The sequence below is a fragment of the Sporotomaculum syntrophicum genome (assembly GCF_009932395.1).
Taxonomy (GTDB): Bacteria; Bacillota; Desulfotomaculia; order Desulfotomaculales; family Desulfallaceae; genus Sporotomaculum; species Sporotomaculum syntrophicum.
The window spans coordinates 133,937-154,511 of record NZ_LSRS01000006.1 but is presented as its reverse complement, the minus strand read 5'-3'; the positions used below and the strand labels follow the sequence as shown (position 1 = coordinate 154,511).

Genomic DNA, 20,575 nt, shown 5'->3' with positions numbered 1-20,575 from the left:
TGGGCCTAGCTAGCGCCGTTCCCGACAATTACCATAAAGGGCCTATCCCTCACTTTCTTAATAATTTAACGAATTAAATTAAACTAAAATCCCCTAGGCTCCCGCTTTTTGGATGCCTGGGGTTTTATATGATCTAAACAATTTTACACATTATTCAAAGAGCTCTTCATGCATTGCCGAAAGCTACATTGCCAGCTTTGCATACGACCTGCTGGGCAACCGGACCAAAGTAACCCATCCGGGCAACTTATCCACCAGCTATCAATACAACAACCTGAACAGATTAACCACCGTCACCGCCGACGGCAAGAACTACACCTATGAATACTACGGCGACGGCATGGTAAAAGCCGTCAACTATCCCCAATTAACCGGCGGGACAAGCATCCGCACCGAATACACCTACGACAACAGCAACCGGCTCAAAACCATGCACAACAAATTGGGCGGCCAAACAATCACCCAATACAGCTACACCTACGACAACAACGGCAACATCACCTCGGTAACCGAAAACGGCCAAACCACAAACTACACCTACGACGCCTTAAACCGGCCGACAGGAGTACAAAGACCGGGCGGTGAGCAGCTCAGCTATCAATACGACAGTAGGGGCAACCGGACAGCAGCCTCCCCCAACGATAGCGGTCTGGACGGATTTATACCCGGCGACTTCAGTTACAACAACTGGGACCAGTTAGCCGCATTCACTACCGGTGGTCAGACCAATAACTATTATTACGACCCCGAAGGCCTGAGAACCAAAAAAGTAACCCCTTCGGGCACCACCAGGTACCACTATGACAATACCGGCAGAGTCATCACCGAATCCGATGCCGGCGACAATGTTACCGCGCAGACGATCTGGGGCAACCAGGCTCTAGCCAGGAAAGTAAACGGCAGCTATTACTACTACCTGTACAACGGCCACGGAGACGTAACCAGAGTAATTGACCAAAACGGTAACATCGTTAACAGCTACACCTACGACGAATGGGGAAACATCCTCTCCCAACAGGAACAATTGCCCCAGCCGCTGAAATATGCCGGAGAGTATTATGACGATGAAAGCGGCCTGTACTACCTGCGGGCTAGGTATTATGACCCGACCGTGGGGAGGTTTATATCCGAAGACTCCAACGAAGGGAGCATAACGAATCCACTATCGCTAAACCTTTATGTATATTGTTACAGCAACCCGCTAAATTACCTGGACCCGACGGGCCATTCTGCTAAAGAAGTTTGGCAAGATTTAAAGCTAGGTGTTGGTGCAGTACTTAACGGTGATAACTGGCAAAGCAGCTGGGCAGCAGTAAAGACAACACCTGAAGGCGCTATAATATATGTTAGGGAAGGTTTGGTGGGGCCTGAAAACTTCGATGAGCTAACCAATGATGTTTTGAGTTGGGCTGATGCTAAGGCCGGTGCGTCGGCGGCAGGATACTTTATTGCTGGTAGGGCTAAGGTTTTGAAGGGAACGGGGAGCACGACTCAATTTATACTAAAAGCAGGTTCAAAAGCAAATGCTTTAAAAGCTATTGATAACTTGCCATCCAATGTTCAAAGTAACGTGAAGAGCTTCTTTAAAGGTGGCTCAAATAAATATACTGATTTCATTGTAGAAAGAATGTCAAATGGTAATTGTCATTAGAGTTAAAAGAAATAACCATTGATAAGCCTGTAGAAATATGTAACAATCATGTAATAATATTGCTTGAAAATTTTAAAAAAGGCAACATATCTAAACATACGCTTCTTGATTGGGTTAATACAGTTTGGTTTTCGGGATTATTTGAGTACTGTGATGAAAATTGTGATAGCATTGCCAGTGTAATGAATGAACTTGAAGAAATCGATGAAAATGGTAAAGAGCTAACTTATGAAAAAATAAAAAGATATATTTACGCTCTCAAGAATAATATTGAAATTATTTAAAAAACTAAAGAACATGCTCGGGTAGTTGTTGGTCCCGGCTAACCCCATTCCCAACAACTACCATAAGGGGACAGCACTCACCAAGTCAATATGTTAACTAATTAAAGAGGTTCAATATTAAGGAAGCCTCTGCCGATGGGAACCAGGTAATGGTACTCAAGAAAATTGCGGCAGGCCTAATTGGCTTAATACAATCAAAAGGTTCAAGTAGATGCGGACCTTTTAAACTTTAAGGGACGCTATGTTTTCCCGGTTTTACCCCCGTTTTATCTGAGAGTGCCACAATATTTGCTCCATGATTTAATTGACCGCGTACTCCGGGTAAAGCGGGTCACCCAATTAGCGACCCGGATCCCAACGGCAACAAGACCACCTACCAAAGTGACGGATGGGGCCGGCTGCAAAAAGTCACCGACCCCCAGGGTAACAAATATAGCATTGAATACGATATATTTAACCGTACCAAAAGCACCATCTTCGTCCCGTCGGACACCGGTGTAGCAGAAAACCATTACGTAGAGACAAGCGACCAGTGGGGCCGAACAATATCGATAAAAGGCTACCCCAACGGGCCGGGTGGAACCGCCGTTGAAGAAAAATACGAATACGACCTGGCGGGCAACCTTACCAAACTAACCGACCCCAATAACAATAGCACCCAGTACAGCTACGACGCCCTGAACCAACTAATCAAAGTCACCAACCCCCTGGGCGAGATCACCGACTACGACTACGACCGTTTAGGGGATTTAACCCAGATACAACAATACCAAGGCGCTACCCCCTTAACCACGGTAAAGCAGTACAGCGAAAGGGGCGCTCTGGTAGCCAAACAGCCCCCGGCGGGACAGCCTACCACCTATAAATACAACGCCAACGGCTTGCCGGTGGAGATAAAAGACGCCTCGGGCAAAATCACCACCCTGGAATATTACCAGGACAGCCGGCCAGCCCAAAGAACAGCCAATCGGGACCGGATACAATATTATTACCACCCCCTTGGCGTACTGGAGAAATACCAGCCCGTAAACGACACCACCGGCAACGGTGAAGCGCTGACCTACAGCTATTATATTTTTACTGGATTTGTCAAAACAAGAGCCGACGTTGGTTTTGAATATAACTTATTAGGGAACAAAAGTAAAACAACCGATCCATTTGGTCTTTCAACCAACTATCAGTACAACAACCTGAACAGATTAACCACCGTCACCGCCGACGGCAAAAACTTCACCTACGAATACTACGGCGACGGCATGGTAAAAGCCGTCAACTATCCCCAATTAACCGGCGGTACAAGCATCCGCACCGAATACACCTACGACAACAGCAACCGACTCAAAACCATGCACAACAAATTAGGCGGCCAAACAATCACCCAATACAGCTACAACTACGACAACAACGGCAACATTACCTCCGTCACAGAAAACGGCCAGACCACAAGCTACATCTACGACGTCCTGAACCGGCTGACAGGCGTGCAAAGGCCGGGCGGTGAGCAGCTCAGCTATCAATACGACAGCAGAGGCAACCGGACAACAGCCTCCCCCAACGATAGCGGCCTGGACGGATTTATACCCGGCGACTTTAGCTATAGCAACTGGGACCAATTGGCCACATTCACCACCGGTGGTCAGACTAGTAACTATTCTTACGATCCCGAAGGGCTCAGGACCAAAAAAGTTACCCCTTCGGGCACCACCAGATACCACTACGACAACACCGGCAGAGTCATCACCGAATCCAACGCCGGGGGCTATGTTACCGCACAGACGATCTGGGGTAACCAAGCTTTAGCCAGGAAAGTAGGCGGTAGCTATTACTACTACCTGTACAACGGCCACGGAGACGTAACCAAGGTAATAGACCAAAACGGCAATATCGTCAACAGCTACACCTACGACGAATGGGGAAACATCCTCTCCCAGCAGGAACAATTACCCCAGCCGCTGAAATATGCCGGAGAGTATTACGACGATGAAAGCGGCCTGTACTACCTGCGGGCCAGGTATTATGACCCGACCGTGGGGAGGTTTATTTCCAGAGACTCTAATGAAGGGAGCATAACGAACCCACTATCGCTAAACCTGTATGTATATTGTTACAGCAACCCGTTAAATTACCTGGACCCGACGGGGCATTCTGCTAAAGAAGTTTGGCAAGATTTAAAGCTGGGTGTTGGTGCAGTACTTAACGGTGATAACTGGCAAAGCAGTTGGGCAGCAGTAAAGACAACACCTGAAGGCGCTATAATATATGTTAGGGAAGGTTTGGTGGGACCTGAAAACTATGATGAGCTAACCAATGAGGATTTGAGTTGGGCTGATGCTAAGGCCGGTGCATCGGCGGCAGCATACTTTTTTGCCGGTAGGGTTAAGACTTTTAAGGTGGCAGCTGAAGCTAAAATTGTATCAAAGATAGGGGACAATTCGGCTTTGGTGAAGGAAGCTGCAAAAATGGGTGCAAATGAAAGAGTTCAACAAGAAGCAGACCATCTAATTCAGGAGCTAGCACAAGGTAATACAAATCCGGGGTTAGGCAGTAAAAATTTGTTTAAAGATATTTCATATTTGAGAGGTAAAAATGGAGCAAGAGTTTTTTATAGAACTGTTGATGGTCAAATAGAAATATTAGCTAAGTCAAGTAAGGCAAATGAGCAAAAGGTGCTTGATATTTTAAAGAAGATGTATAATAAATAAAAATATGCTGTAGAGGAGAGATGTTATGATAGTAAGGAAAATTAGCTTTCCAACACCACTGGAAATGGTAGCAGATACAAAAGACGATAATATAGATGTTTTTGTTAAATTAGAAGATGGCTATAGCTATACAGTTGTTGTGGTAACGCATCAAAATTTAATAACTCAAATGAACAAGTCAAAGAAAAACTTCATTGAAGCAGGATGTCCATTCATTATAGTAAAAGAGTTAAAAGAAGATATTATTAAAGAGGCAATTCAATCATATGCAGATGAGGATGCATATTGGCTTAAATTAAATCATTTATCTTCTGAATTTAATATAAAGGTATTAAATGAAATGATGGATAAACTAGCTGAATAATCACAGCATATTTAATAATAATATGGGCTAATGTGTTCAAATTGGCATTAGCCCTTTTTCTATCCGAAGGATAGTGAGGAAGGCAAGGTTGATAACCAGCTAAGCCTTAAAACAAGAATCATCTACTTTTTTTACGATAGTGAAAATCAACCGTGGGGGTTTGACCCATCAGATTATAACGGTTGGAAAGTGCTGTATTTATAATGGGGACACCTCCGAACTAATACATACAGAACCTCCGTGGATGGGGCAACATTCTCTCCCAGTAGGAACAATTGCCCCAGCTGCTGAAATATGCCGGAGAGTATTATGACGACGAGAGCGGTCTGTACTTACTACCTGCGGGCCAGGTATTATGACCCGACTGTGGGGAGGTTTATTTCCAGGGATAGTGATGAAGGGGGAGATTAATAATCCGTTAAGCCTTAACCTATATACTTATTGTGAGAATAACCCAGTGCTCGGGCAGTTGTTGGGCCTGGCTTACGCCATTCCCAACAACTACCATAAGGGGACACCATAAGGGGACAGTCCCTCACAAAGTTAATATATTAACTAACTAAAGAACTTCAATATTAAGGAAACTTCTGCCGATGGGAACCAGATAGTGGCGCTCGATAAAATTTCTTTAGGCAATTGACCTAAAAGGGTCGGGAAGATGCGGACCTTTTTTTAACTTTATGAGACGCTTTGTTTTCCCGGTTTCCCCCTGTTTCCTCCGGGAGTGTCACTACATAACGCTAACAACTGCTTGGACTATGTTATTACGCCGCTGGGACAATCAACATCCAGCACAGCGACGGTCGGACCACCAGGACCGACTACAATTATGCTCGGGTAGTTGTTGGGCCCGGCTAGCGTCATACCCAACAACTACCATAAGGGGACCGTCCCTCACTAAGTTAATATATTAATCAATTAAAGGAGTTCAGTATTAAGGAAACCCTGCCTATGGGAACCAGATAGTGGTGCTCGAGGAAATTGCTTTAGGCCTAATTGGCCTAAAGCAATTTCCCAAAGGTTCAAGTAGATGCGGACCTTTTAAACTTCAGGAAATGCTTTGTTTCCCCGGTTTTCTCCCATTTCCTCTGGGAGTGCCACAATATTTGCTCCATGATTTAATTGACCGCGTACTCCGGGTAAAGCGGGTCACCCAATTGGTGGCCCGGCCCCCACGGAACCAGGTACGCCGATTTCCCGCACCTGGCTCTTCAAAAGCTGACTTGCAGCACTGCGTACATTTTCATCCTACTAAGATGACTCATCGCTGAAGTACAGCGGTATCGTGGGAAAAAGCGCGCTTTCCAACATTATACCGGTATTGCTGGAAACCCAATATTGTGTCAGCGGCTATTTAAAAGATCAATTAACCAGTGGCGAAACCCAGCTTGGGTATCGTGTATATGATGAGAACTTTCGTTGTATACAATCGCACCAACTTGGCCCCAGAGTCACAAGTGGCTACTGGGATTTTGTACAAAGATTCATCCAAACCAGTAATGATGCGAGATATGTCCGATTAGAGTTTCGCAATTCTGAAGAAAACGGCAGCATAGGAGGCACAGCATGGCTGGATAAAGTCGGGTTTGACCGGGCCTGGCCGCTGATCTCCGAGATTACCGACAGCCTCGGGCGAACAGTCACCTTCACTTACACCGATAGTCTGTATTAAGACGACGGCACCGGTAATGCGGGAACAATTATCGTTGAGCCATTTTCTGTTTTCTGGACACTGTTTCGTGAACATAACTTAGATTTACATAAGGTTCTGTAAACTTGCTCCTAATTCCGGATTTATTCCACGGTCCTATTGACATGGGGGCCCCTGCACCCTCTGGACTCCCTTCTATTAGGCGGAAATAAATTGTTACGGCGATTCCGCCTTCGAGATTGTACCAGAGGGTGCCACCCCATATCAATAGGCTTTCGCGGCATAAAAGCTGTGCGGCTCTTAACGACCTTATGCTGCAAGATCCGAAAATAAAAGCTTCTTATATTGAGCAGGAGTCATCCACCCTAAAGCTGCATGCCGCCTTTGACGGTTATAATAGATTTCGATATATTCAAAAATAGCTAGTTTAGCTTCATCTCTATTTTTAAAATAATAAAAATTAGTGCATTCACATTTTAAGCAGCTGAAGAAATTTTCTGCACAAGCATTATCATAGGGATTACCTTTACGGCTCATGCTTTGGCGGATATGATTGTTTATTAATAGGTCTTTGAAGTCATTTGAACAATATTGACTTCCTCTGTCAGAATGAAATATTAGCCCTGGTTTTGGTCTTTCTTTTCTTATGGCCATTTTCATTGCCTTTATTACAAGCTCTTTATTTATTCTATCGCCCATGGCATAGCCCACAACATCTTTGGTGCATAGATCTTTGACTATGGCTGTGTAAAGCCAGCCTTCTGCTGTCCAATTATAGGTTATATCCCCTACCCATACGGTATCGGGGATTTCTACATTAAAATTTTGCTCTAATAGATTTGGCGCTATAGGTAAGTTGTGTTTGCTGTTGGTGGTTGCTTTCCATTTAGCTTTGCGTTTGGAGCTTATGCCATTTTTCTTCAACTTATAAACTGTCCCACGACTGCATGGTATGGTTTCTTTAACTTCTGCCCAGGTAGGATCAACTCCCCATACGGGATGCTTTTTGTGGATTTTTTTAATTATCTTAAGTATTTTTTTGTGCTTTTTCTCTCGCTTTGATGGTGGCCTATCTACCCAGTCATAGAAACCGCTCCGGGATACTTCTAATAGTTTGCACATTTTCTCCACAGAATGCCCGAGGTATGAGCTTTTATAAATTTATATAGCTCACTGGTTGTTGTAGCTAATTCTGTGGTTTTACGAAAATGGCTACCGATTTTTTTAATATTTCAACTGTATCATTAGCATTATCTAGTTGTTTTTTAAGCTTTTTATTCTCAGCTTCAAGCTCGGCGAGTCTTTTAGTAGTAGCATCTTCTGGTTCAGTACTTGCTTTTACCCATAGCCTAAGGGCCGGTTGTGAGATTCCTAAGTCTTTGGCCACTGCACTTATTGTTCGATCTTTTTCTAGTACCAATTTTACAGCACTAGTCTTGAATTCATCATCATACCTATTATTATGGCTACCCACTTTTAACACCCTTTCATGATTTGATTATATAATCACGATTCGGTGTCCGTCAAAGTGGGAATGAGTCATATTGCCAGTGTGCAAATAAATTAGGCTCTCTCTTCTTCACTTCAGATAGCCATACTTCCGCTCTCTTTCTGTGTCCTCGAAACCTTTTGAATTTGCACATTGCCCATTTGACCAATCGCCTGTCTACACAGTCTAATGAATACTTGATTGCCTGGGGATTATATTTACAAAAATAATTAGTCCATCCTCTAATGGTAGGATTTATTACTTCAGCAATCATATCAATTTTGCACCCTGTTTTCCTGTGTATCTCCAGCGTTTTTATCTTATCTCGAAAAGCCTTGTTTGAGTTCTTACTAGCTGACGCTATGAAGTTTACACCCGTACTACCATTTTTGAATTTGATGAATACCCCTTTGAATAGACGCCGAAGCAGTATTTAAATCGACCCCCACATAATTAACGGCCGACTCCACTACCTTGGCCAGGCTATCATTCAACTGTTTGGGTGCTACGTCATGCTGGTACTGTCCCACGCCCACTGCCCGGGGTTCAATCTTTACTAATTCAGCCAGCGGTTTCCACAGCCACTATTTGCAACATCTCGTTGGACAATTCGTTTGGCATCTGGTTTAAACTCCTTCCATAATTACACAGCAAGTGCAACAATGTTCAAGTTTAATTAAACACCATTTTGCTTTTTTATCCAAGGCCTAATAGGTTATTTTCTCAAGGAAAGGAATAATAACAACAACAGAAAATATAAAGCAACTAATATAATCACAGGCGTAGCTTGTTAGGAAAGGAACCGGCCCATGAAAATGAACAAAAAAATACTTACCCTGCTGGGCACAGGCCATGCTATAACTGATATCAGCCAGGGTGCTCTATCCATGATGCTGGTTTTTTTACAGCCCGCTTTTGTTCTTAGCCAGGTACAGATAGGCATGGTGATGCTGGCTTTTAATTTAAGCTCCTCGGTTATACAACCGGTTTTCGGTATTTTTAGCGACCGTTTCCGAGCAGCCTGGCTGATTCCCATGGGATGTCTGGTGTCTGGTGCAGGTTTGGCCTTAACCGGGTTTAGTACAAATTACCCGGTACTGCTGTTCATTGCACTAGTTAGCGGGCTTGGTGTGGCGGCCTATCACCCCGAAGGCTCTAAATATGCCCGTTTGGCCAGCGGGCCGCGCAAGGCAACAGGGATGTCTATATTTTCCATGGGTGGTAACTTGGGCTTTGCCGCCGGCCCGGTACTGGCCACTTATTTCTTCGGACTGGCCGGTCTACACGGGTCGGCGGGATTTTTTATCCTAAACAGCTTAATGGCTCTGTTGCTCTGGATTTTCCTGCCCAGGGTAACCGCTATTCATGGCGTTTCAGGTGATACGGCCGGGACAGCAAAGACTGCTCCACACGCCGCCCGCTCGGCAAGCAAGGATAGGCCTTGGTTTGTATTGCCGGTTTTACTGCTGGTAGCAGTGGTCATCATGCGCTCTTTTGTACACGTTGGCCTGGTTACATTTTTACCCCAATATTACGTGCAGTACTTGCAGCAAAGTGAAAAATATGCCGCAGCCATTACTTCACTGTTTCTATTTGCCGGTGTTTTCGGTACAATGGTAGGTGGCCCGGCAGCAGACCGCTGGGGGCTGAAAAATATCATCGTCATTTCAATGGCCTCGCTAATCCCATTGCTGTATTTATTTGTCCACCTGCACGGCTTCTGGACCACCATTTTAGTCGCCTTGATGGGTTTTGTAATTATTTCCACTTTTTCCGCAACGGTAGTCCTGGGACAAGAAATGATGCCCAACAACGTTGGTCTGGCCTCGGGACTGCTGCTGGGTTTTGGTATTGGTATGGGAGGAGTAGGTGCAACCATGCTGGGCTGGGTGGCTGATAGGTGGGAATTACCGGCGGTGTTTGAAACATTAATTATTTTTCCAGTAATTGGCCTGCTGCTAGCGTTACTACTGCCCAACCGGGAGGAAATAACTCAGAAGCAGCAGCAGTAAAGTCGTTATCTAACCTAAAACAGTGCAGGTTAACCATAGGTTAATCCCTTTTCACTTCTCACCTGCATGTTCATTGCTACCCATCACCAATTCAGGCGGAAGGTTCCGAAAAGCCCGGGAGGCATTAATCATTTTTGCTTGGTTATCATTTTCAGCAGCTTTTTCCTTAATTATAGGACTTACATATTTCTGATTAGCAAATATTTTATTGGCTTCATTCTTAGACATTGCTTGCCCTCCATTTAATAAAGTTAGTGGCACTCCCACCAGACCACCTGAAAAGCACATAGCCCCATGCTAACCGGCCGTGTTCAACTTATTTTGAGCATTATCATTAAAAAATATAATCTAAATAAAAAACGTCAAAATATACAATACCTCTGCCCTGTTAAGATCTATACTGCAATGATATACTGATGATAGACCAGCATTATCGCCAGGCTACGGTAATAATATTGTAGTTTTTCGAGCGACAGCTAAAGAGTTAAGTTAGAAGGGGAAAGCAATGTATCAATCCAAAGAAGAGCGAGTACATGATGTATTTGAATCTATTTCTGGTAAATATGACTTTATGAACTCGGTGATCAGCTTTCAACGTCACAAAGCCTGGCGCAAGGATACCATGAAACGCATGCAGGTACAAAAAGGCCAAAGGGCATTAGACGTATGCTGTGGTACAGCTGACTGGACTATCGCTCTAGCCGAAGCTGTCGGGCCGGACGGCACAGTCTGCGGGCTGGACTTCAGCCAAAATATGCTCCAAATAGGCCGGGACAAAGTGCAGGCCCAGAACTTACAGCAGGTGCAACTGCTGCACGGTAACGCTATGGATTTACCATTTGATGATAATTACTTTGACCATGTGACCATTGGCTTTGGCCTGCGCAATGTTCCAGACTACCTGCGCGTGCTGCAGGAAATGACTCGAGTTACCAAGCCGGGTGGCCAAGTAGTGTGTCTAGAAACTTCCCAGCCTACCCTGCCAGTATTTAGGCAGCTTTATTATACTTATTTCGGCTATGTTATGCCGTTTCTCGGTAAACTGCTGGCAAAAAGCTATCAGCAATACTCCTGGCTGCAGGAATCAGCCAAGGATTTCCCAGGTCGCCGGGAACTGGCGGAAATGTTTCGACAGGCCGGTCTTGTTGATATTGAAGTAAAAGCATACACCGGGGGAGTAGCTGCAATGCACCTGGGGCATAAACCACAGTAGGGGTGGGGCTTAAACCCCACCCGATGGACATTATTGGGGACATTCCTCTAAAAAAGGTGTGTCCCCTTTCCTTAATTGGGATATTCCTCTTTTGTTGTACAGTTTATCTTTCTTACTTTATAGGCCCCGGCAAATTAAACCCAATGAATTGCTTGGCATCTTCTAATAGTCTAAGCTGAGTTGCCGGTGATATTTTTTCAGCTATCGATACTAGCAATTCCTGAGGTGGCTGATATTGATTGCCAGGCATATATTTGGATTTATTACTTTTTTTATTTGATTTCTTTTGTGCCTGCCTATCTGTTTTAGCCGGAACCACCATCAGTGACTCTACCGACGTCGGAGTATCATTTATTGCAGTATTTTGCCTTGGTGATTGGTTTGACTCTGCAACTTCAACCGGTTTTGCCTTTGATACAGATGAAGTGTCTACTCGCACCTGAGCCGTAGCCGGTGCCGCTTCAAGGCGTGCATCCTGCAGTGAATTCCCAGCCTGCTTGGTTGCAGCGTGGGTAAGTCGTCTGTCCAGTTTTAGCTGTTTCAATTGCTCCTTTAATTTAACCACATCATCCATGATATTTTCCAATTCCAACAAATCTTCTGGTGTACCGGCTTCACCGGCGGCACGGTCAATTAAATCAGAAACATCAATCATCCAATCAAAGATTTTTTCAAAAGTCCCATCGATTTCTTCTAAATTGGATTTAGCTTTTTTAATCATCGTAGTACCGAGCCACACCTGTTCCTCGAGTAAACTCTGGAGTTCATTCCGGTCACTGTTATTTAGTTTACCAGCACGTGCACCTAGTTCTTCCAGCCTTAGCAGAACTTCACCATATCTTTTGTACATTTTTTTTGGTGTCACCTCCACTTATAAAATATTGCATGCTTTCCATAAATTTCCTGCTAAGAGTAAAAAAAATTATTCTTTTTTTTTGTTGCATACATCTTCTTTAACATTTTTATTAGTGAATATGGAACGGAACAAAACGACTCCCAGCCATACCCCGGATATTCCGGTAACGACTGGGTCCCCAAAAAAAATATATGGGAAAGTATGAGCTCCGGCCTGCAGCCAAAGAGGTTCCGGAACCAGACTGAGCACAGCTGCTGGCCAACCCTGGAGGATAAGCAAATCAGTATTTATTTTTACTTCTAAAACTTGTCCCCAAAACCGTCCCAATTCTATCAACAAACCAACCAACACAGCCGTTAGGGACAATAACAACGCCTTACCCCAACTTTCCGCCAAACCAGGTAACGGTTGATACATATTATAAAAAAAATAAGTATAAATTAGCAAAAATATCGCAATACCAATTATGGCCTGTCCGGCAGCATATCTAAACTTATTATTCAATTTTGTTTTTAACTCCTTCCCCTTTACATATGTCACCCCTGGCCGGATGGCGGCTAACCATAGGCGGCCACAAATTTTGCGGGTCAAAGGTTTGAAAAGCAGTTAAAAACCGAGTTTTTAGGTCAGGATAGCGTTCATCCAGCATTTCCACCAGCTTTTTCATTTCTTCTCTTTTGGTTTTACCGTTCACCGGGCACAGGCTTTTCACTACCGGCAGTCCGTAGCGCTCCACAAAAGTTTCCACGGTTTGTCCAGTTATATAAATCAGGGGGCGAATCAAGGTGATATTACTGCGATCCATGTAAGTCACCGGAGAGAACGTCCTAAATTGTCCGGTATAAATCAAACTCATCATAAAAGTCTCAATAGCATCATCTAGATGATGACCTAAAGCTAGTTTATTTAAGCCCAAAGCCCGGGCTGTGTTATTGATCGCTCCCCGACGAAGGTTAGCACACAACGCACAGGGATTTTTCTCCTGCCGCTCTATGAAAACAACCTCGCCGATATCGGTTAATTTATTAGTGAACGGTATATCCCTTTGCCGGCAAAAATCAGCCATTATGTCAACATCCATAGGCCAGCCGGGATTGATGAATATAGCATGCAAGTCATAGCGCACAGGGACTTCCCGACGGATCATATGGAGCACCTGCAAAAGCGCCATGCTATCTTTGCCACCAGACAGTCCTACGGCCACCCGGTCACCATCACAAATCATCTGATAATGAGTCATCGCTTTTTTCACTTTGCCCTTAAACCATCTTAAATAAGCATCTTGCAAGCTTTAACACCCTATCTTGTGAACATAATATTTTGACAGACAATAGGATTATTATACCATGAATGTGATAAAACATTACAATACAAAAAGCAGGCTCCTTTAGGCACATTAGTTATGGAGCCTGCTCTTTAAGCTAAATTATGCTCTGGCTATCCAGTTATAGCCGCAGTTATTATCCCAGTTGTTCGCACTATCCTTAAAGCAAAAAGTTAAAGTATGGTTTTTCATCGGCACATTTTTCTCCCACCCTCTAGACGTGCGGTCCATATTCGTGGTCATAGGTTCCTGCCACTTATTAGGGTCACTGTAACCACAATGCAGGTACACCTGGTCCGCACCACATTTACTTAGCAATCCGGAATAGCAAATGTTAACTTGATTCCCATAGGTGGGTTTAACTTCTACGCCCTTTTCTATATCATGCCAACTTTGCATAACAACACCTCCGTTTTTTTCATATATTAAAATTGGGAACTATTTTTATATTGCTTTTTTTTTGTTTCATTTATACGTGGAAAAATGTTATATTGTAACTAATAAACCGGAGGGAAAATTATATGAACTGGTTGTTGACTTTTTTACTTAACGCATTGGCCTTAGTACTGGCTGATCATTTACTGGCAGGCATTCGCATTTCCGGTATCCTCCCGGCACTGTTGGCCGGGGCTGCACTGGGTATTGTCAACACATTTCTGCGCCCGGTGCTCATGCTGTTGACCTTTCCCTTAACAGTTATTAGTCTAGGCCTGTTTATCTTAATAATTAATGCTATTACCTTCGTTGTTGCTGCCTGGCTGGTACCAGGATTTGATGTACTTAGTTTCGGCGGCGCTTTTTGGGGAGCAATAATTACCGGCATCATCAGCTGGCTGCTTAGCTTGCTGCTCCTCGAAAAAAAATAAATATTAGTTATCTACGTTTGACAACATACAATTAAGTGATAGAATAGCCACAAATCATTGTAGCTATATACAGGTAATTGTTTCATTGTCGGTCCAACAGATTAGCCAACACTATATACTTCTTCGGGAGGTATATTCTTATGATTGTAAAAGTCAAAGGAATTGCTTACGATATGTCAGGCAGCCCAATAATTTTACTCACCGATGCCTCAGGGAACCGGGTACTGCCTATCTGGGTAGGGCTTTTAGAGGCTCATTCCATCGCTTTAGCTATGGAGGGCGTTCCCTTAGATCGCCCTCTGACCCATGATCTAACTCTAACCATTTGCCAAACTCTAGGAGCCAGTATCACTGCCGTAGAAATATCCGATTTAAAGGATAACACTTACTTTGCCGAGCTATATCTAGCATCTGGAAAAGATAAATATTTAATTGATGTTCGCCCCAGCGATGCCATAGCTCTGGCGTTAAGGGCTGAGATACCCATAAATATTTCCCAGTCCTTACAGGGACAAATGCTGGATATTCAGGAAATAATGGATGATGATGTTAAAAGGTCTCTTGAGGAACTATCTGGTGAATCACTTGAAGAATATAAGAAATCACTACATTAATATCCCAGTAATTGGAAGGTCCTTTATGGTTGCGTTATTTAAATCAATTAAAGAACTTGGACCTGGTATTGCAGAAGCATCTAGACTTGGCGTTTCAGAAGCGTCCAGCTTCTTTTCTTCAATTGTTTTTTCGCTGTTCATTGCAAGATGGGTTGCATCACTTCCAATCAGAATAGTGCCGGCATAGTTACAAAGTCTTTGATTCTCACAAAAAGCTCCTTTCTATAATTGCCTAAAGATTGCCTTTAAAACTTCAAAAAGCAAGATTATAGGCTGTTGCACAATGACCATTCACTCATTGTGCAACAGCCTCTGGTCAATTACCACAGCTTGCGAGCAAATCCACCTGCCTGCGTACAGCCCCTATAAAAATCTGCCTGTATATTCCCTCCACTATATCCGGGTCGATTCCACTCTGACAAGCCATTTCTTTTACCCTGCATAATATTTCCTCTTCCCTGCTGCTGTCGACTACCATGTCTTTGCTTTTAAAAGCAGCTACTTGTTCAACCAGTTCCTGGCGTCTGGTTAATAAACGTAATATATTATCATCTATCTTATCAATCTCTTTACGCAGGCCTGGTAAACCAACCGGCTGCACCGGTTCCCAGCGACTGGGCATATCCCCATCTCCGGTAGCAACAGGGTAACAGCCTAACATTTTAAGCCAGAAGGTATTTTCTCTCAGTTCCCTGACGGCGTCACATACCTCACGGTTGTTACTGTGCCCCTCAAAATCAATAAAAAAGATATATTCGCCTAGTTTGCTGCCGGACGGTCTTGATTCTATGCGCGTCAGGTTTATTCCCCGCTGCGCCAGCGGACTTAAAATGCGGCATAGAGCACCGGGAGAATCTTGCAGGGCCAGCACCAGCGACGTTTTAGCTTTCCCAGAGAAGGAAGGTTTTTCTCTGCCCAGCACCCAAAACCTGGTCGTGTTATCAGCCTTATCCTGTATATCAGCATACAGTATCTGCAGCCCGTAGGTAACCGCGGCGCTTTGCGAGCCTACTGCCGCCGTTGCAGCTTCAGCACCAGCCACCATAAGTGCCGCCGATGCGGTACTGACCGTTTCCACAACAGGTGTATTCGGTAATTGCTGCTTCAAAAAGCTACGGCACTGGGCCAAGGCCTGGGGGTGCGAGTATACTTTCGATATATCCGCCAATACCACCCCGGGACGCGCCAACAGGTGCTGCTTTACCGGAAGTAGAAATTCCGCGGTTACCCATATTCCCTCCGCTCTGGTTAACAAATCCAGCGTTTCTCCCACCGAACCACCCAGAGAATTCTCAACCGGTACAATACCGCAGGTCAACTTTTGGGAAGCGAGCTTTTGCATCACCGCATCCAAACTTGAACAGCACACGGGTGTATACCCGTGCCGACCGGCATAGTGCAGCGCAGCAGTATGTGAAAAGGTGCCCTGGGGTCCCAGGTAACCTAATGTATACATTACAGTTCCCTCCCCACTGCCGCACCCAAAGGACGCAGCCCGGACATTAGAGCATCGAACTCACCAGGATCCAGCGACTGGGGGCCGTCACACAACGCGACAGCAGGGTCTGGATGCACTTCGATAATCAGCCCGTCGGCCCCGGCCGCCACCGCTGCCCTGGACATGGCACCCACCAGTTCACGCTTACCGGTAGCATGGCTGGGATCAACGATTACCGGCAGGTGCGTAAGCTGTTTAGCCAAAGCTACGGCACTTAAGTCCAGTGTATTGCGAGTGCTGTCCTCAAAGGTGCGAATACCACGTTCACACAATATTACCTCCCTGTTACCAGAGGAAACGATATATTCCGCAGCCATAAGCCATTCCTCAACAGTCGCCGAGAGTCCCCTCTTTAACAAAACTGGTTTACCGGATTTTCCGGCTGCACGCAGCAAACGGAAGTTCTGCATATTTCTTGCACCTATTTGTACCATATCAACGTACCGGACAGCCGTAAGCAAGCTTTCTTCATCCACCACTTCGGTAATTGTAGCTAATTCGGTTTGCGCACCTACCTCCGCCAGCAAACGCAGCCCTTCCTTCTCCAGCCCCTGGAAACTATAAGGGGAGGTCCTGGGCTTGTAGGCACCGCCCCGCAGCACATTGGCTCCGGACCGGCGCACTGCCTGGGCGGCAGACAGCAATTGTTCACGGCTCTCCACAGCGCACGGGCCGGCAATAACTGTTAGCTTTTTGCCTCCAATCTCAAGGCCGCCGATTTTAATTATTGTATCTGTCTCCTGCACTTCACGGCTAACCAGTTTATAGGGCTTCATAATGCGCAGCACTTTTTCTACACCAGGCATGGATTCCAGCTCAGCCGGCTCAACAGGTCGTCTGTCCCCGACGGCCCCAATCACTATGCGCTTCGCACCTCTAATTAAGTGTGTTTGATAACCGCTAGCTTTTAACCGTTTATCCAGGGTGGCAATTTGTTCCGCGCTGGTATTAATTTTCATAACAACTACCATCTTTATCCCTCCAAATAAGAAATAAATAAAAGCCCGTCGCACGTCCCCGCAGGGACGAAAGCGACGGGCTGCTTCCGCGGTACCACCCTGGTTGACCCGCCAAAAAGCAGGCCCCCTCATATCAAGGTACGGGAGAATCCATGGCAGAAGCAATCAAAAAAGCCTCTCATCCCTAAGGGACGAGAGGCGTTGCCACCGCGTTACCACCCTAATTGATCCGGTTAAGCAACCAGATCCACTTAGTTAGAGCACAGGAATAATCCGATACCCCCTACCCTGTAACGTGGGTAGAATACGTCCCGGCCTACTTGCCTGATTGGTTTCAGCCGGCTTCTCCGGAGGGAACTTCAGTTGGTCATAACCCAGGAACGCTTCCAGTCGGTGGCGCTCCCTCCCTGGGGGGTCTGTTCCCAGCTTACTTTTCTCCTTCATGGAATTTATTCAAATCTTTAAGTTAATTGAAAGTATACCACTAGGGCACAGTATTAGCAAGGGCTATTTGTGAGCTTTCTGCTTAACCCGCTCATATATTTATTGATGTATACTATATAATAGCAGGAAATTAACTTCCTATGTTAAAAATATTCTCTTTGAACAGAGCCAGGTGAATTGGAGATGATGGCTTGGAAAAGAATATAGCCAAACATGTACTAGCCGATGTTTTACTTGTCACTCACGGTGCCAAAGGTGAGCGGGAAACCAGGTTGATGTATGAATTATTGCGACGGTCCTACCATTCCAGGCAGATGAAGTGGCATGAAGAATGCCTGCTTGAAGCCTGGGAACAATACAAATACTGGTTGCAGTCCAATAACGCCTTTAATCTTCCTGCAATTGTACAACCGGAAAGCCACCATAAAAAAAACCCGGAGCTTTATTATCCCATCAGGCTGGAAAAAAGGGGACGCAAAGAGTGGGAATTTGCCTGGCCAAGTGAAGTTTTAAATTTAATGAGTATATTCAACCTGGCTTGTGAACAATCGGAAAACGGGGATTTATATAACGCCAAGCGCATCTTTACCAGCCTCATCAATATATGTCCATATTTCATCGACGCTTACAATCACCTGGCCACGATAGAATGGAAGTCTGGAGACTTAATTCAAACCGAAAAACACTATAGCCGGGCTTACACTATTGGTTGTTCAGTGCTGCCAGCTAATTTTAAAGGCCAATTACCCTGGAACTGGGTAGAGAATCGCCCCTTCCTGCGCACTATACACGGGCTGGCACTGGTCAAGCTGCGCCTTGGCGATATAAAAAGCGCGCAACAACTTTTAGGCTGGTTGGTTAAAATTGAACCTAATGACAATTTGGGAGCCCGCGCCATTATTGAAAACATTAGAATAGGAACATTACCCAGGAATGATTAAGCTCCCATTAAACGGTATAAATGAGGTGCTCACTATGCTAAATAAATTAAACTGGCAAAGAATAAATTTTAAAAATTCCTCCGGTCTTAACTTGGTTGGTCTTTTGCACACCCCGGGTACAGCACAAGGCCCGGTAGTAGTCGTCTGCCACGGGTTCGTCGGCAGTAAAGAAGGCGGTGGTATGGCCCTGCTAATGGGCGAAGAATTGGGGCAACGGGGCTTTAATGTGTTGCTCTTTGATTTTAGCGGCATTGGGGAAAGTGAAGGGTTATTTGAGCAAATCACCCTTTCAGACCAAATCGACGATTTGAAATGCGCAGTTGACTGGTGTATAGCGGCAGGTCTGGGCCCGGTATACACAACAGGGCGCAGTTTTGGCGGCACCACAGCGCTCTGCCACGCCGCCAGTGACTCGCGAGTTGAGGGAGTATGCACCTGGGCGGCACCAGCCAGGTTAAAGGTGCTATTTAATAGTTATGCAGAGCAACAGGTGGAAGCTAATAAGGAAGGGGAAATATATAAAAGTAAAAAGTTTTTTGACGACCGGGACGTCTTTGATATACCTGCAATGGCCGGCCTTATAGCACCTCGACCTTTACTAATTATTCACGGGGAAAAAGACGAGGTGGTTAACCCTGCTGACGCTCAGCTTATTTATGCAAGCTCAGGGGAACCCAAAGAATTGGTTTATATTCCTAAGGCAGATCACCGTTTTATCGGCCATCACAAGATAGTGTGGGACACTTTTTTTGCCTGGCTGGATAGCATCCACAAGGAATAGCCACCGGATTCAATTAATTACTCAGATATTTTAAGCCTTCATGCAAAGGCATGGGCTCGAAGCCAAAAATATCTGCCACAGCGTTAAGAGCTGTAGTATTATCCATATCCAACTGTTTTAACTCAATTGGAGTAACCGGAGGGTCCTGCAAAATAATGCTCATCAGCAACACAACCAAGCGCATCATCGGCATGGGCACATAAAGCTTATAGCGCTTTTCCCCTAAACACGCTAATAATGCATCCAGCATTTGTACATAGCTTAAATGCTCGGGTCCACCGATTTCAATAATCCGACCCAGCATACCGGGGTTATCACATACCTGCACCAGACATTTCACCACATCTTCTACCGCGATAGGCTGAAATAAAGTATCTCCCCGCCCAGGAACAGGCACAAAAGGCTTAGGGAACATCTTTAGCGCTTGGCGCAAGCGATTAAAAAAATTAAATCCTCGCCCATACACTATCGAAGGGCGAAGGATAGTCCAATTTAAGCCGCTTTGCCGGACTGCTTCCTCACCACGCCATTTGGAATAAGCATATATATAGCGGGCATCGTCACAGGCACCCAAGGCGCTCATATGAATAAATTGCTTTACCCCGGCCTGACCGGCTGCAATCACTAGATTCAAGGTACCTTCAACGTTAACACATTCAAAGGTTTGATTTCCATGTTCTCTGATAATAGCTACTAAATGAATAACCTGGTCTGCACCCTGGCAAGCTTTCCTTACGAGTACCGGATCGTTAATTTCCCCACTGAACAATTCAACACCAGCAGGTAAAACCTCACCGGCTTTTTGCGGTGTCCGAACCAAACAGCGCACTGCATAACCTTTTTCCACCAAAGCGCGCACCAGATGGCTCCCCACCAGGCCCGTACCACCGGTTACAAGTATCACAGTCATCTGTTCCTTTCCCTGC

24 protein-coding genes and 1 other annotated feature are annotated in these 20,575 nt (G+C 45.1%); of the genes, 12 read left to right on the top strand and 12 right to left on the bottom strand.

Features of this window, described 5'->3' with window-relative positions:
* Window positions 1-112: 112 nt before the first annotated feature.
* The 5 genes from SPSYN_RS13230 (at window position 113) to SPSYN_RS13205 (ending at window position 6,673) form a co-directional block, all read left to right on the top strand.
* Window positions 113-1,651, top strand: coding sequence for an RHS repeat domain-containing protein (locus SPSYN_RS13230; RefSeq protein WP_161822961.1), 1,539 nt, complete (start codon window positions 113-115; stop codon window positions 1,649-1,651).
* Entirely contained in the window at window positions 1,642-1,935 is a 294-nt protein-coding gene (locus SPSYN_RS13225) for a hypothetical protein (protein WP_161822960.1), read from the top strand. The genes SPSYN_RS13230 and SPSYN_RS13225 overlap by 10 nt, the downstream gene beginning before the upstream one ends.
* Window positions 1,936-2,273: 338 nt before the next feature.
* Entirely contained in the window at window positions 2,274-4,637 is a 2,364-nt protein-coding gene (locus SPSYN_RS13215) for an RHS repeat domain-containing protein (RefSeq protein ID WP_341478890.1), read from the top strand.
* Between the two features lie 25 nt (window positions 4,638-4,662).
* Complete coding sequence (locus SPSYN_RS13210; RefSeq protein ID WP_161822958.1) at window positions 4,663-5,001, top strand: hypothetical protein; 339 nt, start codon at window positions 4,663-4,665, stop codon at window positions 4,999-5,001.
* A gap of 1,285 nt (window positions 5,002-6,286) precedes the next feature.
* Entirely contained in the window at window positions 6,287-6,673 is a 387-nt protein-coding gene (locus tag SPSYN_RS13205) for a hypothetical protein (RefSeq protein ID WP_161822957.1), read from the top strand.
* 288 nt (window positions 6,674-6,961) lie between these two features.
* Here the strand turns inward: SPSYN_RS13205 and SPSYN_RS13200 are convergent, their stop codons facing one another.
* The 4 genes from SPSYN_RS13200 to SPSYN_RS15795 are packed head-to-tail and all read right to left on the bottom strand — an operon-like array spanning window position 6,962 to window position 8,671.
* A complete protein-coding gene (locus tag SPSYN_RS13200; protein ID WP_279279294.1) occupies window positions 6,962-7,783 on the bottom strand; it encodes an IS3 family transposase in 822 nt (273 codons plus the stop codon).
* Between the two features lie 55 nt (window positions 7,784-7,838).
* On the bottom strand, window positions 7,839-8,126 hold the full coding sequence (locus tag SPSYN_RS13195) for a transposase (protein ID WP_161822955.1): 288 nt from the start codon (window positions 8,124-8,126) through the stop codon (window positions 7,839-7,841).
* 49 nt (window positions 8,127-8,175) lie between these two features.
* On the bottom strand, window positions 8,176-8,505 hold the full coding sequence (locus tag SPSYN_RS16070; protein WP_279279296.1) for a group II intron maturase-specific domain-containing protein: 330 nt from the start codon (window positions 8,503-8,505) through the stop codon (window positions 8,176-8,178).
* A gap of 16 nt (window positions 8,506-8,521) precedes the next feature.
* Window positions 8,522-8,671 carry a hypothetical protein gene (locus SPSYN_RS15795; RefSeq protein ID WP_207708559.1) on the bottom strand — a complete coding sequence of 50 codons (150 nt, stop codon included), beginning with the start codon at window positions 8,669-8,671 and terminating at the stop codon, window positions 8,522-8,524.
* A gap of 279 nt (window positions 8,672-8,950) precedes the next feature.
* Between SPSYN_RS15795 and SPSYN_RS13185 the strand changes: the two genes are divergently transcribed.
* Window positions 8,951-10,153 (top strand): MFS transporter, encoded by a 1,203-nt coding sequence (locus SPSYN_RS13185; RefSeq protein ID WP_161822954.1) that lies wholly within the window; start codon window positions 8,951-8,953, stop codon window positions 10,151-10,153.
* A 51-nt stretch (window positions 10,154-10,204) separates the two neighbouring features.
* Here SPSYN_RS13185 and SPSYN_RS13180 read toward each other — a convergent pair whose 3' ends face one another.
* Window positions 10,205-10,381: a hypothetical protein gene (locus tag SPSYN_RS13180; protein ID WP_161822953.1), complete on the bottom strand. Its 177-nt coding sequence runs from the start codon at window positions 10,379-10,381 to the stop codon at window positions 10,205-10,207.
* A gap of 277 nt (window positions 10,382-10,658) precedes the next feature.
* On the opposite strand from SPSYN_RS13180, the gene SPSYN_RS13175 reads away from it, so the two are divergent.
* Window positions 10,659-11,366 (top strand): demethylmenaquinone methyltransferase, encoded by a 708-nt coding sequence (locus SPSYN_RS13175; protein WP_161822952.1) that lies wholly within the window; start codon window positions 10,659-10,661, stop codon window positions 11,364-11,366.
* Window positions 11,367-11,478: 112 nt separating this feature from the next.
* On the opposite strand, the gene SPSYN_RS13170 is transcribed toward SPSYN_RS13175, so the two are convergent.
* From SPSYN_RS13170 to SPSYN_RS13155, 4 genes are all read right to left on the bottom strand, one after another.
* Window positions 11,479-12,216: a hypothetical protein gene (locus SPSYN_RS13170; protein ID WP_161822951.1), complete on the bottom strand. Its 738-nt coding sequence runs from the start codon at window positions 12,214-12,216 to the stop codon at window positions 11,479-11,481.
* 72 nt (window positions 12,217-12,288) lie between these two features.
* Window positions 12,289-12,726, bottom strand: a complete 438-nt coding sequence (locus tag SPSYN_RS13165) for a hypothetical protein (protein WP_161822950.1) — start codon at window positions 12,724-12,726, stop codon at window positions 12,289-12,291.
* On the bottom strand, window positions 12,719-13,510 hold the full coding sequence (locus SPSYN_RS13160; RefSeq protein ID WP_202623835.1) for a tRNA lysidine(34) synthetase: 792 nt from the start codon (window positions 13,508-13,510) through the stop codon (window positions 12,719-12,721). The genes SPSYN_RS13165 and SPSYN_RS13160 overlap by 8 nt, the downstream gene beginning before the upstream one ends.
* 138 nt (window positions 13,511-13,648) lie before the next feature.
* A complete protein-coding gene (locus tag SPSYN_RS13155; protein ID WP_161822949.1) occupies window positions 13,649-13,945 on the bottom strand; it encodes a carbohydrate-binding protein in 297 nt (98 codons plus the stop codon).
* A gap of 122 nt (window positions 13,946-14,067) precedes the next feature.
* Between SPSYN_RS13155 and SPSYN_RS13150 the strand changes: the two genes are divergently transcribed.
* From SPSYN_RS13150 to SPSYN_RS13140, 3 genes are all read left to right on the top strand, one after another.
* Window positions 14,068-14,412 (top strand): phage holin family protein, encoded by a 345-nt coding sequence (locus tag SPSYN_RS13150; protein ID WP_161822948.1) that lies wholly within the window; start codon window positions 14,068-14,070, stop codon window positions 14,410-14,412.
* A 140-nt stretch (window positions 14,413-14,552) separates the two neighbouring features.
* Window positions 14,553-15,026, top strand: a complete 474-nt coding sequence (locus tag SPSYN_RS13145; RefSeq protein ID WP_161822947.1) for a bifunctional nuclease family protein — start codon at window positions 14,553-14,555, stop codon at window positions 15,024-15,026.
* A 25-nt stretch (window positions 15,027-15,051) separates the two neighbouring features.
* Window positions 15,052-15,213: a hypothetical protein gene (locus SPSYN_RS13140; RefSeq protein WP_161822946.1), complete on the top strand. Its 162-nt coding sequence runs from the start codon at window positions 15,052-15,054 to the stop codon at window positions 15,211-15,213.
* 129 nt (window positions 15,214-15,342) lie between these two features.
* Here SPSYN_RS13140 and pheA read toward each other — a convergent pair whose 3' ends face one another.
* On the bottom strand, window positions 15,343-16,482 hold the full coding sequence (gene pheA, locus SPSYN_RS13135) for a prephenate dehydratase (protein ID WP_161822945.1): 1,140 nt from the start codon (window positions 16,480-16,482) through the stop codon (window positions 15,343-15,345).
* The gene (aroF, locus tag SPSYN_RS13130) at window positions 16,482-17,495 is read right to left on the bottom strand and encodes a 3-deoxy-7-phosphoheptulonate synthase (RefSeq protein WP_161822981.1); all 1,014 of its coding nucleotides are present in this window, start codon (window positions 17,493-17,495) and stop codon (window positions 16,482-16,484) included. Before aroF ends, pheA begins: the two co-directional genes overlap by 1 nt.
* Window positions 17,496-17,667: 172 nt before the next feature.
* Window positions 17,668-17,936 (bottom strand) — a binding site (T-box leader).
* A gap of 182 nt (window positions 17,937-18,118) precedes the next feature.
* Here aroF and SPSYN_RS13125 point away from each other — a divergent pair.
* The gene (locus tag SPSYN_RS13125; RefSeq protein WP_161822944.1) at window positions 18,119-18,868 is read left to right on the top strand and encodes a tetratricopeptide repeat protein; all 750 of its coding nucleotides are present in this window, start codon (window positions 18,119-18,121) and stop codon (window positions 18,866-18,868) included.
* 34 nt (window positions 18,869-18,902) lie between these two features.
* The gene (locus SPSYN_RS13120) at window positions 18,903-19,649 is read left to right on the top strand and encodes an alpha/beta hydrolase (protein ID WP_161822943.1); all 747 of its coding nucleotides are present in this window, start codon (window positions 18,903-18,905) and stop codon (window positions 19,647-19,649) included.
* A 13-nt stretch (window positions 19,650-19,662) separates the two neighbouring features.
* Here SPSYN_RS13120 and SPSYN_RS13115 read toward each other — a convergent pair whose 3' ends face one another.
* Entirely contained in the window at window positions 19,663-20,559 is an 897-nt protein-coding gene (locus SPSYN_RS13115; protein ID WP_161822942.1) for an SDR family oxidoreductase, read from the bottom strand.
* Window positions 20,560-20,575: the final 16 nt, after the last annotated feature.